This window comes from Rahnella aquatilis CIP 78.65 = ATCC 33071 (genome assembly GCF_000241955.1).
Taxonomy (GTDB): domain Bacteria; phylum Pseudomonadota; class Gammaproteobacteria; order Enterobacterales; family Enterobacteriaceae; genus Rahnella; species Rahnella aquatilis.
In genome coordinates this window covers 123,780-138,306 of the sequence record NC_016818.1, presented here as the reverse complement: position 1 = coordinate 138,306, position 14,527 = coordinate 123,780, and the positions used below count along the sequence as shown (strand labels likewise).

Below are 14,527 nucleotides of genomic sequence, written 5' to 3'. Positions count from 1 at the left end.
AAAGCGATGAATAAATTCCTGTTTTCTCTCCTTGTGCTTCTGCTGTTGCCGGTGGCAGCAGTGATCATCATTACCCCGATGGACAGCCAGAAGCAGTACATTTTTGGCCTGATCAGCATCGGGCTTTTATTTTTGTTGGGCATCAGTAAAAGCCGCCGGATTAGTGTGGTGATGGTCATTATGTCCGTCATGATGTCGACGCGTTATATTTACTGGCGTGCGACGGAAACGCTGCATTTTAATTCAACAATAGAAGCTATTTTAGGGGTCGGCTTATTCCTCGCCGAGCTGTATGTCTGGCTGATTTTATTGCTGGGTTATCTGCAAACCACCTGGCCATTAAAACGCACCATCGAACCTTTGCCGGATGACACCACGCTGTGGCCAACCGTCGATGTGTATATTCCGTCTTATAACGAAAGCCTCGATGTAGTCCGTGATACCGTGCTGGCAGCGCAGTGCATCGATTATCCGAAAGACAAAATCAAAATTTACGTGCTGGATGACGGCAAACGCGACGAATTTGCGGTGTTCTCCGCTGATGCGGGCGTGGGTTATATCACCCGTAACGACAACTCCCACGCCAAAGCCGGCAACCTGAACCATGCAATGAAACTCACCAAAGGCGAGCTGATTTGCGTATTCGATTGTGACCACGTGGCGACACGCGCGTTCCTGCAGGCGACGGTCGGCAGCTTCCTGAAAGACCCGCGTCTGGCGCTGATCCAGACGCCGCACTACTTCTATTCGCCTGACCCGTTTGAACGCAACCTGTCCGCTGGCCGCACCATGCCAAACGAAGGTGCCCTGTTCTACGGCCCGGTTCAGCAAGGTAATGACAACTGGAATGCAACGTTCTTCTGCGGTTCCTGTGCGGTTATCCGCCGTGTGGCGCTGGAAGAAGTCGGAGGTTTTGCGGTTGAAACGGTCACCGAAGATGCGCATTCCGCGCTGAAAATGCAGCGCCGTGGCTGGAATACCGCGTTTCTGGATATTCCTCTGGCAGCCGGTCTGGCGACCGAACGTCTGGGGCTGCACGTCATTCAGCGTACCCGCTGGGCGCGCGGCATGACGCAAATTTTCCGTGTGGATAATCCGCTGCTTGGTCGTGGTCTTAAATGGCAGCAACGCCTGTGCTACCTGAACGCCATGCTGCACTTCCAGTTTGGTCTGCCGCGCGTGGTGTTCCTGACCGCACCGCTGGCGTTTCTGCTGTTCAACCTGAACATCATTTCTTCGTCCGCCAGCCTGATCTTTGCTTACGCGCTGCCGCATCTGGTGATGTCGCTGTACATCAACTCCCGCATGAACGGGCGTTTCCGTTACACCTTCTGGGGTGAAATCTACGAAACCGTCATGGCCTTCCACCTGATCCTGCCCACGCTGGTGACGATGTTCGCGCCAAAACGCGGCAAATTTAACGTGACGGATAAAGGCGGTTTGCTGGATGTCGGTTTCTTCGACTTCCACATCGTGAAACCGCACCTGATTGTCGCGATCCTGATGATTATCGGTATCGGTTACGGCATCGTGCGCGCTGTATTTCATGATTACTTTGCCATTGATCCCAGCGTTGTCGCACTGAACATCGCATGGGGCAGCTTCAGCGTGCTGATTTTGCTGGCGGCAATTGCCGTGGCAAAAGAAACCCGTCAGGTGCGAAAAACCATCCGTATCGACGTGGCGATCCCGGCGATTATTCATTACGCCAACGGCATTTCACTGCGCACCACCACTGTCGATATGTCGATGGGCGGCGTGCAACTGGTGACGCCGGACGTGCGTTATCTGGATGAAGAAATTGAAGAAGTGGAAATTCAGCTGTCTTCCGGCGCTGAAAGCTTCCCGGTGACGCAAATCAGCGGAGACAAAGAGCGGTTGCGTCTGCAATTTGAAAACCTGCCGTTATCGAAACGCCGCGAACTGGTTCGCGTGGTTTTATGCCGTGCTGACGCCTGGATTGGCGAAGAATACCCGCCGGATAACCCGTTCAGATCACTGCTAAGCATTATCCGTTGCGTGTTCGAGTTGTTCTATAACACGTGGAAGGAACGCCGTGCTAAAAACAAACCCGCTGACGCCACCGGCAAGAGTGAAGCAGTATGAACCGACCTGATAACCTGATGATTAAACGCCGTTTATCTGCCGCGCGGAGCGCATCCCTGTTCAGAAAAATCACCACCGGTTTGTTGCTGACGTTCAGCAGCCTGCCGGTGTCGCAGGCGGAAGACGCGCCGGCACAGGCCGTTGATCCGGCAACCAGCCTGCCCGCCGCGCCGTCATGGCTACCGCCGGTCACACCGATGCCGGGTGAAACAGCGCCAGCCGGTGATACCACACCCGCCCCTGCGGTGGGTGCGCCACAAACCGATAGCACGCCCGCGGACAACAGCGCGGCGATGCCCGAAGCGCCCGCAGCTTCTGCGCCGGTGATGCCTCTGGTTCAGCCGGTGACCAGCAATATCACCGTTGCCGAAATGGGCCAGCCGAACGGGCTGACGCTCAGCGGCGGCCAGTTGCAGTCCGGTATCATGTTCACCCTGCCTGCCGATGAAGTGGTGACCAACGCGCACCTGTCGCTGGCACTGAAAATTTCTCCGGCACTGATTGCCCGCGATACCACGCTCGAACTGATGCTCAATGGCCAGCCGCTGGGTAACCTGCCGCTGAACCAGAGCAGCAACGGCGGCGATGTTTACGATCTCGATATTCCGGCGGCGATGGTGGTGTCCAGCAACAACCTGAGCTTCCGCGTACATGACAGCAACACCATGACCTGCGAGAAAGAGCAGTCGGATAAATATTGGGTCACTATTTTGCCGACGACCAGCATCGGGCTGGAAGGCCAGCAACTGAATATTGGCCGTAATCTGGGTAACTTCCCGCGTCCGTTCTTTGATGGTCTGCAGATGCAGGAGTCCAAAATCACCATGGGCTTCTCTGCTGCCATGAAGCCTGGCGATGTCAGCGCGGCGGCAATGGTCTCTTCTTATCTCGGCATGTTGTCCGATTATCGCAGCATCGATTTCCCGGTCATTCTCAACGATTTGCCGGATCAGAACGGCATTCTGTTCGGCAAGCCAGGCGATAAAATCGGTTCGCTGACCCTCCCGGCGAGCCATGGTGCGTCGGTTCAGATTATCGATAACCCGATCAATCCGGTGTACAAACTGCTGCTGGTGCTCGGTAACGACGATAACGAACTGCGTCAGGCCGCGTATCGTCTGATCAGCGGCGGTATGCCAAACAACACCGATCATCTGGATGTGGCGCAGCAAACTATACCGTCCAGCAAACCCTATGACGCGCCGCGCTGGATTGATACCTCACGGCGGGTGACGCTGGGCGAACTGGCGGGTAAAGATCAGGGTTCGCTGATTTCCAACGGCATTTATCACGACGGCATTCAGGTGGCCTTCCGCGCTGCGCCAGATCTGTTCATGTGGGACGGACACAATATTCCGGTGCGCATTGATTACCGTTTCCCGACCGAAAACTGGATTGATGAAGACAGTTCAAGGCTCAACGTCTCCATCAACAGCAACTTCCTGCGCAGCCTGACCGTCAACAAAGTGGGTCTGGTGGAAAACATCTGGCGTCGCCTCGGCGGTGACAGCCGTCAGGAACGCTATACGCTGCAACTCGCGCCCTACCTGATTTACGGCGACAACCAGCTGCAATTTTATTTCGATATCAAGCCGAAAAAGGATGCGCCGTGCAGCATTCTCACCAGCGACAACATCAAAAGCCGTATCGATCCAAAATCCTTTATCGATCTGAGCGGAAGCTACCACTTCACCCAGTTGCCGAACCTGTCGTATTTCGTCGGTGCGTCTTATCCGTACTCCAAACTGGCGGACTTCTCCGACACCCTGATGCTGCTGCCGCAGGCACCCGGCGCGGATGAAATCCACACGCTGCTGAATCTGGCCTCCCGCGCCGGTAAAGCCACAGGCGTGCCGGTGAATCATGTGCAGGTCGCCTTTGGTCTGAAAGGGGATGAGCAAAATAACCCGCTGTTTGACCGCGATATTCTGGCCGTCACCACGCTGGGCGACACCCCGTTCACCCGGCAGTTACTCGCGGGTTCGCCTTTCAGTATCAACGGGGGCTCGATGGGCGTAAAAACACCGACCGGCATGCAGCGCGTTGTCGCCTGGCTGACCGGTGACTGGTACCGCCAGCCGGTCGATGCAGACCGTTATTTGTCCTCAACCGGCGCATGGCGTGGCTTCGTCAGCTACCGTTCACGCTGGTCTGCCGACCACGTGGTGGTGCTGGCAACCGGCACGGACGATCAGCAGTTGCTGAAAATCCATCACGATCTGAAATCACCCAAAATCAACGCCAATGTGCGCGGCGATCTGGCGATTATTACCGATGAAAATGGCATCCGCAGCTTCTCCGTGGGCCAGCAATTCCCGACCGGACAAATGCCGTGGTACATGATGGTGCTCTGGTACGCCAGCAACCACATCGTGATCCTGTCGTTGATTGCGATCCTGCTTTCGCTGGTGATGGGTCTGAGCCTGTTCGTGGTCCTGCGTCGTCACGCGGCCAAACGTCTGGGTCAGAAATGAAAAGCATCGGCTTTATAACAAAAACAATGAAGTTCCTCCCGATTTCGGGCGGCGACTCTCTGGCGATTACCGGAGCTGGAAAATGAAAAAACATAAACTGTCCCTGGCGGTGATCAGGGCTATTTATCTGGTAGGGATCGCCGGAGTAGCAAGTTTTAGTGCTGCCACCTTTGCAGCGGATACCGACAATCCGGCCATGAAAGCGCTGTTCGATCAGGCCGCTTACTGGCATGAACGCGCCCATGACGACCTGGCGAAAGACGCCTTACAGAAAGTGCTGCTGGTTGAGCCAGACAACGCGCAGGCGCTGTATCTGATGTCGCTGTATTCCCTGCAAGGTGGCGATAAAACGGCCGCTAATCAGTGGCGTGAGAAACTGACCGCCGTCTCGCCGGACGATCCGCGTCTCGCGTCGCTCAACAGTGCCAAAGCCATGCAGGCGATTCCTCCGGCTCAGCTGGCCTCTGCCCGCCAGATGGCCGCGCAGGGCAACGTCAGCGGTGCGCTTTCGGCGTACCGCACCATCTTTAACGGCAACCAGCCGCCAGACAGCCTGGCGACCGAATATTATCTGACGATGGCGGGCGACAAGTCGCTCCAGCCGCAGGCAATTGCCGGGTTACAACAGCGCGTCGCCTCACGTCCGGACGACACGCAGGCGCGACTCGGTCTGGGTAAAGTGCTGACCTATCAGGAATCCACCCGCCGCGACGGCATTAAACTGCTGAGCACCCTGGCCGGTTCCAGCTCCGAAGCCGACCGCTCACTGCGTCAGGCCTTGTTGTGGATGACGCCGCAGGAAGCTGACCGTGATTTGTATCAGGGCTATCAGGCACGTCATCCGAACGATACCGGCGTGATGGCGTACTTTCAGAAAAACATTGGCGGCGCGGCAAAAGGTCAGGGCTTCACGGCACTGAACAGCGGCGACGTTACCAGCGCGAAAGCAAAGTTTGAAAGTGTGCTGGCCGATAACCCGAACGACGCCGATGCCCTGGCCGGCCTGGGGTATATCGCCCAACGCAGCGGCAACTTTGAACAGGCGTCAGAATATCTGAGTAAAGCCGCCGCGCAGGGCGGCCCGAACAGCGTCCAGTTAAGTAATCAGGCACAGGATTCCGCGTTTTACGCCCAACTGGCGAAAGCCAAAGACGCCGCCGGTTCCGGCAGTTACGACGCCGCACTGGCGGCCGTCACCCCGCTGACACAGGTCGGCGGCGAAAAAGGTCAGTCGGCCAGCCTGCTGCGTGCCGATATTCTGCGCCGTAAAGGCGATCTGGCCGGGGCCGAGCAGCAATACAGCGCAATGGGCGATAACGCCGATGCCCGCGCCGGGTTGTATTACGTGCTGCGTCAGCAGAACAAAACCGCCGAAGCTAACCAGGTGCTGAAAACGCTGCCAGCAGGAATTCAGGCCAAAATGAACCCGCCGACCGTGGCGGATGTTATCGAGCCAATGCGCCGTCAGGCCGCACAGGCCGTGGCGAACAACGATCCGCAGCGCGCACTGAATATTCTTCAGCAGGCGCGGGAACGTCAGCCGTCTAATGTCTGGGTGAAACTGGATATGGCGCGCATTCTGCAATCGCAGGGGCAGACCGCGCAGGCGCAGTCAATCATGGCGCCGTCTGCGCGTCCGGGTGCGTCTTCTGCGGATCTGTACGCGGCAGCCTTATTCGCATCAGAAACCAAAAACTGGTCCACCGCTAACGCCCTGCTCTCGCGTATTCCGCGCAGCAGTCAGAATCAGGGGATGCGTGAACTGGCGCAGCGCGTCAGTTTCAATGCGCAAATGGCCGATGCGGAAAGCTATCTGCAACAGGGTAATACCGCCGCCGCGTCCAACACCTTGCGGGCGCTGGCACAGAATCCGCCAACCGCGCCTGCGGATGTCGGTGCGCTGGCGAAAAACCTCGCGGCCTCCGGTCAGCTTCCGCTGGCGGTGCAACTGGTTCGCCAGAATATGCGTCAGGGCGTTAACGGCAATGCCGGGGATTACGCCGATCAGGTCAGCGTGCTGAATCAGGCCGGACTAAGCAACGAAGCGCAGGCTTTCCTGCAAAGCCCGCAAATCCAGTCCGGCACCTCACCGACAGCCCTGGCGAGCCTGCGTAACGGTTTTGTGATCACGCAGGCTGACCAGTTGCGCGAACAGGGTCAGTACGCTGCGGCCTACGACAAACTGGTCGTCGCGTTGCAGGCTGATCCGCAAAACCGCGATCTGATGCTGGCAATGGCCCGCCTGTATCAGTCCGGCAAACTCAATAAACAAGCCGGTCAGGTCTATAATTACCTGATGAGCAACGACACACCCACGCAGGATGCACGCGTCGGTGCGATTAACATTGCGCTGGGCGAAGGCGATAACCAGCGCGCGAAAACGCTGATGGAAGGCCTGCGCGGACCGCGCACGCCGGACCGTCTGTTACTCGAAGCGCGCGTCGCCGAAGCACAGGGCGATCACCAGCAGGCGCTGGCGTTACTGCGTTCCGCAAAGGGCAAGATGATTGGTCTGGAAGGCACAGACAGTCAGGCACAGGTGGCCGGATTGCAGATCAGCGACAACCCGTTCATCAACCGCTCAACACGCACCTCCGCTTCGCGTCCGGCGACACAATCCTCTTACGGTACGGTCTTGCCGTGGCAGGTCTCAGATCAGGTTTCCACGCCGGGGAATATTCCGGTGGCAACAACTGAACCGACCGCCGTAACACAGCGTAATGCCACGGAAAAACAGATCGACGATATGCTCGACGATTTGCAGGGCAAAACTGCGACCTGGGCGCAGGGCGACATGTCAATTCGTGGCCGTGACGGCGAAAGTGGTCTCAGCCAGCTGACCGAAGCCAAAGCGCCGATGACCTTCGCTTTCGTGCCATTTGATACGTCACGTCTGAGTATCGGCGTCACGCCGGTTTCCCTCAGCGCAGGCAGCCCGTCCGGCACCGGCAATACCCGGTTTGGTCAGGGTGCTCTTTCCCGAGGATACTCTTCGGCGGCTGCCGCATATAACGCTGCTACAGGCGCATCGATCACATCAAAAGATGTCCAAACATACTTGTCCGACCCTAATAACCCAATCACTACTACTGTAAATGGGCAGTCGGTCGCCACATTTGATCAATATCGAACGCAATTGGCTGCGCAATACACAGACCAATGTTCTTCAGTAAGTAGCAATAGTAATGCGGCAGATATCGCCGCTTGTAGTGCTCTAAATAGCAGCTTAACTCGTTTAAACGGTGTAGACCCAACAACCTATCCAGCAACAGAAGCCGGTAATCAAAGCGCGACCGGCGTCGAAATTAACGCCGCACTGACCGGTGACAGCTATAAAGCCGATGTCGGCAGTACGCCGCTCGGGCAGGATCTGAACTCGCTGGTCGGTGGCGTGCAATGGGCACCGAAACTGACTGACTTCACCACCTTGCGCGTGACCGCTGAGCGTCGTGCCGTCACTGACAGTATTCTGTCCTACGTGGGCACCAAAGATACATACAGCGGCAAAGAGTGGGGCCAGGTGACTAAAAACGGCGGCAGCGTAAATCTGTCGTACGATGACGGCGACGCCGGTTTTTACGCCGAAGCAGGTTATTACAGCTATCTGGGTAACAACGTGAAGAGCAACAAATCGGTGAACGCCAATGCCGGTCTGTATGTGCGTCCGTTCCGTTATGACGATCGCGAACTGAAAACCGGCATCAACGTCGGCTACATGGATTTCGACAAAAACCTCAGCTATTACAGCTTCGGTCAGGGCGGTTACTTCAGCCCGCAAAACTATGTCAGCGTCTCCTTCCCGGTGGAATACACCCAGAAGTATGACGACTGGGATCTGAAACTGTCCGGCGCGGTGGGTTATCAGTCTTACTCTCAGGATAAGAGCGCCTATTTCCCGAATAACCCGGATCTGCAGAAACAGCTTGAAGAGTTAGTCGATGCTGGCTTCGGAACAGAGTCCTATTATGCGGGTAAAACGGAAAACGGTATCGGCTGGAATGCAGGCGTGGGCGGCAATTATCACCTGAACAAAAGCATGCAGATTGGCGGACAGGTTGGCTACGATACTTTCGGTGATTACAACGAAAGCAAAGCGCAGGTCTACTTCCGCTATCTGATGGGTCAAAATTAATCGCGGTGAGAGAAAACCATGCAAGAACATAACTATACTCAGGTCGCGCAGGAATATTACCGCCAGCGCCACACCACACCCGGCTGGCAAAGCCTGGTGCAGGTGCTATTTTCAGGTATTCTGGCGTCCGCCGATGATGAAGATGGCCGACGTTTTCTGACCCTGATGGGCAACAATCTGGCACGCCAGCATCCGCTTCCTGGCTCTGCGACTCTGGGGGAGCTGGAAGACAATATCAATCAACTCCTCAGCCGTTTCGACTGGGGTGTGGTGAAGCTGGAAGCGACTCAGCAACAACTGGCGCTGGTACACATTGCCTGGCCGGTCTCACCGCAGGGACAGGATGACGAGTTGTGGCCTATTGCGCTCATCTCCCTGTTTGAAGGACTGTATGCCGAGTGGTTATTATCACAAGGCGGACAACCCTATGTTCCGCTGCGCTGGCAGGAAAGCACACCGGAAGGCGCGTTCGTTTTCCGTTATCAAAATGGTTTGTAAGGAATCTCTATGTTGGCATTTCGGCGCTACGGTCTGGTGCTGTGGTTCAGCCTTATTTTCGCGTTTTTCAGCTCCGCTGTAATGGCGCAGGATCCGGGCTGGTCTGCGTATAAAAGTCGCTTTCTGATGCCGGACGGGCGAATCATTGATACCGCCAATAAAAACGTCAGTCACACCGAAGGTCAGGGTTTCAGTATGCTGCTGGCGGTGTTTAACGATGATCAGGCGACGTTCGACAAGCTGTGGCAGTGGGCAAACAACACGCTGTACCGCAAAGATATCGGCCTGTATTCATGGCGTTATGACCCAAACAGCACGCCGCATGTGGCAGATATCAACAACGCCTCTGATGGCGATACGCTGATGGCGTGGGCGTTGCTGCTGGCGGGCGACAAGTGGAACGATCCGCGTTACACCAAAGCCTCTGAAAAATTGCAGGCGGCGCTGATCACATACAATGTGATTGATTACGCGGGTTACAAAGTCATGCTGCCGGGTGTAAAGGGCTTTAACCAGACCAGCAACGTGACCGTCAATCCGTCCTATTTCATCTTCCCGGCCTGGCAGGCGTTTTATGCGCACAGTCATTTAAAGGTATGGAAAGATCTGGATGAAAGCAGCACGGCGATGCTCAGCAAAATGGCGTTTGGCGATTTCCGCTTGCCGACAGACTGGGTCGATATGCAGGCCGATGGCACCCTGAAACCGGCCAGCCGCTGGCCAACGCGGTTCAGTTACGACGCCGTGCGTATCCCGCTCTACCTCGGCTGGGCGCATCCGGGCAGCCCGCAACTGGCACCGTTCATCCTGTGGTGGCAAAAATCGCCACGTGACGCCACGCCCGCCTGGATTGATGTCATGACCGGCACCAAAGCGGGCTACAACATGTCACCGGGATTATTAGCCGTGCGCGATTTCACCATGGCCAACGCCGGTGCCATCAGCCCGAATCTGGCACCGAAAGACGATTACTACTCTTCCACCCTGCAACTGCTGAGCTGGTGGGCGAGTCATAAAGGGTAAATAATCCCCTTTGAAATATTAAGGCCAGTCAGGGGAAGCTGACTGGCCTTTTTTGTTGTAATTGATTGCATATATACAATCGATTAACTCTAAAATGATTGTATATATGCAATTGATTTATCCAAATTTGATTGTATATTTAATATTGAAAATCAATAAATCTATTGTAAATATGCAATTAAGAGGTTTCTCTATGTGGGATAAAGAATTAAAAATCAAACAGGTAGACAACCTTCTCAATGAAATGAAACCTCGACGCAAAGCCAGGCGCCCAAAAAAAGGATGGATACAACTTCTCAGAAGCGCGCTGGGTATGAGCACCCGCTCCCTTGCCGAACGATGTGGTTTAAGTCAGTCGCGCATTTCGCTGATAGAAAAAGGTGAAATTGAAGGGTCGCTAACGCTGAATACACTGGAAAAAATCGCTGAGGGCCTGGATTGTGAGCTTGTATACTTTTTGCAGCCAAAGCAAGGGCGAACGCTGCAAGAACTAAGAGAGCAGCAGGCCGGGAAAAAAGCGAAATTCCTTAATCAGTACACTGAAATTCATATGTCGCTGGAACAGCAACCCACATCATCAGCGTTCCAAAAATCGACACAAGACAAGCTTAAAAGCGACCTATTACAAAAATGGCCTCGGGATTTCTGGGATGAAAAATGAGCGAAACCATCAATAATGGCCTTCCTGAAGGGGCAACGGAACTTAGCCCTGACGATCTGGCCGGTTTAATTCCCGACTACATCTTTACCCGGGAAGACCTGAATCAATTTGAAAAAACGAACATACAGCAGGCATTAGCGCATCTCAGCCGTCAGAAGCTGAGTTACACAGAGATCTTAACTGTCGATTTCTGTCTTCGATTACACCGCAACATGTTCAATAAAACGTGGGAATGGGCGGGGCAACTCAGACGCAGAGAAGTAAACATCGGGAATACGCCGCCTCATATGATCTCAATGCGTGTCAGAGATACTCTCGATAATGCAGTTTTCTGGATTGAAAACGAAACTTACCCACCCGATGAAATCTGCCTGAGACTTCACAGAGACATTGTATGGATCCACCCTTTTCCCAATGGGAATGGAAGGCATTCCCGGATATTTTGCGACGTGCTTCGTCGCGCGCTTGGAAGGGGGTTCTTTCCCTGGGGGATATCAGCAGGCGAACTCGTTTCAGCAGATGCACATCGCGCTGAATACATTCTCGCTCTGAGAGAAGCCGACAATGGCGATTATAGGCGTCTTATCAGATTTGCTTCTGACTAAATATTGCCCACAAAAAAGCCCGCTTTTCGCGGGCTTGTCTCATTCAGTACGGCTTTTGCAATGCTACTGATTTACGGCAACAGTCTGCGTGGTGCCGGTTTCATCCTGGTCGACGGCGAAGCAGGCGACAAGCTGATCGCCGTACTGTTTCAGCTGCGGCTGGAACTGTTTGCAGGTGCCGAATGCACGGCGGCAGCGGGCGTTGAATGCGCAACCGGCTGGCGGATTGAGCGGGCTTGGCAGTTCACCGGTCAGTTTGATGCGTTCACGACGTTCATCCGGGTTCAGACGCGGCGTTGCGGACAGCAATGCCTGCGTGTAAGGATGGCGCGGATTGCTGAAGATGGCGTCTTTAGGACCCTTCTCCACGCAGCGACCGAGATACATCACCATCACTTCGTCGGCGATATGTTCCACCACGGACAAATCATGCGAGATGAAGACGTAGGACAGCCCCAGATCCTGCTGCAAATCCATCATCAGGTTCAGTACCTGCGCACGCACGGAAACGTCCAGTGCGGACACCGGTTCATCGGCGATCACCACGTCCGGATCCAGCATCAGACCTCGGGCGATAGCAATACGCTGACGCTGACCGCCGGAGAACATGTGCGGATAGCGGTCGTAATGCTCGGTTTTCAGGCCCACCTTCGCCATCATCGCCAGGGCTTTTTCGCGACGTTCTTCGCGGCTAAGTTTGGTGTTGATCAGCAAGGGTTCTTCGAGGATCTGCCCGACTTTCTTACGCGGGTTGAGCGATCCGTAAGGATTCTGGAACACGATTTGGATCTTCTGACGGCGCAGCTTTTCCGCCGTCGCATCCGGTTTCAGCAAATCCTGCCCGCGGTAATACAGCTCACCGCCGGTCGGCACTTCAATCATGGTCAGCAGGCGGCCCAGCGTGGATTTCCCACAGCCAGATTCCCCGACCACTGCCAGCGTTTTACCGCGTTCGAGGGTGAAAGAAACACCGTCTAGCGCCTTCACGGTACGTTCCTGGCCGAAGATGCCCTTCTTCACCGGATAATGTTTTTTCAGGTCAATCGCATGCAACAGCGGCTGCGGTTGGGTGTTATCAGGACTCATAAGTTGGTCTCCCGGCATCATCCAGCGGATAATGGCACTTCGACTGGCGCCCGTTCGCGAGGTCGCGCAGCGCAGGTTCTTCTTTACGGCAAAGGTCGGTTGCATACGGGCAACGCGGATTCAGCAGACAGCCCGCAGGACGGTCATATTTACCCGGCACCACACCCGGCAAGGATTGCAGACGGGCTTTATCCGCCGCGAATTCCGGCAAGGATCGCAGCAGCGCCTGCGTGTAAGGATGGCGCGGCGCACGGAAGATTTCCGTGGCTTTTGCCGACTCCACCACCTGACCGGCATACATTACGATAATGTGCTGTGCGGCTTCGGCCACCAGTGCCAGGTCATGGGTGATCAGCATCAGCGCCATGTTTTCGCGTTGTTGCAGGTCGAGCAGCAGTTCGATGATCTGCGCCTGAATGGTTACGTCGAGCGCGGTGGTCGGCTCATCGGCAATCAGTAATTTCGGACGGCAGGCAATCGCCATGGCGATCATCACGCGCTGGCTCATTCCGCCGGAAAGCTGATGCGGATAGACGTCGAGACGCGAAGCCGGATCCGGAATACCCACCAGATTCAGCAAATCGATCGTGCGCTGACGACGGGTCTTTTTATTGCCGCCCTGATGCACCTTGATGGCTTCCATAATCTGGAAACCGACGGTGTAACACGGGTTCAGGCTGGTCATCGGATCCTGGAAAATCATCGCGACTTCAGCACCAACAATCTGACGGCGCTCTTTTTCGCTGATGCCCTGCAGACTACGGCCACCGAACTCGAGTTTTTCAGCCATCACTTTGCCGGGGAAGTCGATCAGCCCCATCAGCGCCAGTGAACTGACGGATTTACCGGAGCCGGATTCACCGACAATCCCGACCACTTCGCCCTGTTTCACGCTGTAACTGATACGGTCTACGGCGCGGAACGGCGTCCCTTCGTCACCAAAGTGAACGGAGAGCTTATCCACGGTCAGCAACGTTTTGCCGACCTGAACGTCATTCGTTAATGTTGTTTCCATCTCCAACCCCTTACTGCTTAAGTTTAGGGTCGAGGGCATCACGCAGGCCATCACCCATCAGGTTAAATGCCAGTACCGTCAGCAGAATGATCACGCCGGGGAAGGTCACGACCCACCAGGCACTTTGAGCAAACTGTAAGACGTCCGACAGCATGGTGCCCCACTCCGGCGTTGGCGGCTGTGCGCCCATACCGAGGAAGCCCAACGCTGCCATATCGAGGATGGCGTTGGAGAAGCCCAGCGATGCCTGAACGATCAGCGGCGCTAAGCAGTTAGGTAAAATATTGACGAACATCTGGCGCGCAGAACCGGCACCGGCAACGCGCGAAGCGGTGACGTAGTCGCGGTTCACTTCCACCAGCACCGCAGCGCGGGTTAAACGCACATAGTGCGGTAAGGCGACGAACGTCAGTGCCAGCGAGGCGTTGACGATAGACGGACCGAAAATCGCCACCAGCACCAGCGCCAGCAGCAGGCTTGGCAGGGCCAGCATGATATCGACCACACGCATGATGATGGCGTCAACCACACCGCCGTAGTAGCCGGCAAACAGACCGAACACCACGCCGAGGATCAAGGAGAGCACCACCACCAGACACCCGACCAGCAGCGATAAACGCGCGCCGTACATCAGACGCGACAGAATATCGCGGCCCACGTCGTCGGTGCCCAGCAGGAATTTCCAGCTGCCGCCTTCCATCCAGACCGGCGGACGCAGCAGCGCGTCACGGAACTGTTCAGCGGGCAGATGCGGGGCGATCACGTTCGCACCAATCGCAATGACCAGCATGATAATGATGTAAACCAGGCCAACAACGGCCCCTTTGTTACGCTTGAAGTAATGCCAGAATTCGCGCATCGGCGGCATCGGCACTGGCGCAGCCGTCACTAACTCGTTAGCGACCGGCTCAGTGGTTTGAGACATTG

Annotated in this window: 10 protein-coding genes; 7 read left to right on the top strand and 3 right to left on the bottom strand. The window is 55.6% G+C overall.

What is annotated here, in order from left to right:
* The first annotated feature begins 6 nt into the window (after positions 1–6).
* From bcsA to RAHAQ2_RS00590, 7 genes are all read left to right on the top strand, one after another.
* Positions 7–2,106, top strand: coding sequence for a UDP-forming cellulose synthase catalytic subunit (bcsA, locus tag RAHAQ2_RS00620; protein WP_014333397.1), 2,100 nt, complete (start codon positions 7–9; stop codon positions 2,104–2,106).
* On the top strand, positions 2,103–4,580 hold the full coding sequence (bcsB, locus tag RAHAQ2_RS00615; RefSeq protein ID WP_014333396.1) for a cellulose biosynthesis cyclic di-GMP-binding regulatory protein BcsB: 2,478 nt from the start codon (positions 2,103–2,105) through the stop codon (positions 4,578–4,580). The genes bcsA and bcsB overlap by 4 nt, the downstream gene beginning before the upstream one ends.
* 82 nt (positions 4,581–4,662) lie before the next feature.
* Positions 4,663–8,712, top strand: coding sequence for a cellulose biosynthesis protein BcsC (locus tag RAHAQ2_RS00610; RefSeq protein WP_014333395.1), 4,050 nt, complete (start codon positions 4,663–4,665; stop codon positions 8,710–8,712).
* Between the two features lie 18 nt (positions 8,713–8,730).
* Complete coding sequence (gene bcsD, locus RAHAQ2_RS00605) at positions 8,731–9,210, top strand: cellulose biosynthesis protein BcsD (RefSeq protein WP_014333394.1); 480 nt, start codon at positions 8,731–8,733, stop codon at positions 9,208–9,210.
* A gap of 9 nt (positions 9,211–9,219) precedes the next feature.
* Positions 9,220–10,233, top strand: a complete 1,014-nt coding sequence (locus RAHAQ2_RS00600) for a family 8 glycosyl hydrolase (RefSeq protein WP_014333393.1) — start codon at positions 9,220–9,222, stop codon at positions 10,231–10,233.
* A 106-nt stretch (positions 10,234–10,339) separates the two neighbouring features.
* Positions 10,340–10,894 (top strand): mobile mystery protein A, encoded by a 555-nt coding sequence (locus RAHAQ2_RS00595; protein WP_238532050.1) that lies wholly within the window; start codon positions 10,340–10,342, stop codon positions 10,892–10,894.
* Positions 10,891–11,499, top strand: a complete 609-nt coding sequence (locus RAHAQ2_RS00590; RefSeq protein ID WP_014333391.1) for a mobile mystery protein B — start codon at positions 10,891–10,893, stop codon at positions 11,497–11,499. Before RAHAQ2_RS00595 ends, RAHAQ2_RS00590 begins: the two co-directional genes overlap by 4 nt.
* A gap of 63 nt (positions 11,500–11,562) precedes the next feature.
* On the opposite strand, the gene dppF is transcribed toward RAHAQ2_RS00590, so the two are convergent.
* The 3 genes from dppF to dppC are packed head-to-tail and all read right to left on the bottom strand — an operon-like array spanning position 11,563 to position 14,525.
* Positions 11,563–12,585 (bottom strand): dipeptide ABC transporter ATP-binding subunit DppF, encoded by a 1,023-nt coding sequence (dppF, locus tag RAHAQ2_RS00585; protein ID WP_013573448.1) that lies wholly within the window; start codon positions 12,583–12,585, stop codon positions 11,563–11,565.
* Complete coding sequence (dppD, locus tag RAHAQ2_RS00580; RefSeq protein ID WP_014333390.1) at positions 12,575–13,600, bottom strand: dipeptide ABC transporter ATP-binding protein; 1,026 nt, start codon at positions 13,598–13,600, stop codon at positions 12,575–12,577. Before dppD ends, dppF begins: the two co-directional genes overlap by 11 nt.
* Before the next feature lie 10 nt (positions 13,601–13,610).
* Positions 13,611–14,525: a dipeptide ABC transporter permease DppC gene (gene dppC / locus RAHAQ2_RS00575; protein ID WP_014333389.1), complete on the bottom strand. Its 915-nt coding sequence runs from the start codon at positions 14,523–14,525 to the stop codon at positions 13,611–13,613.
* Positions 14,526–14,527: the final 2 nt, after the last annotated feature.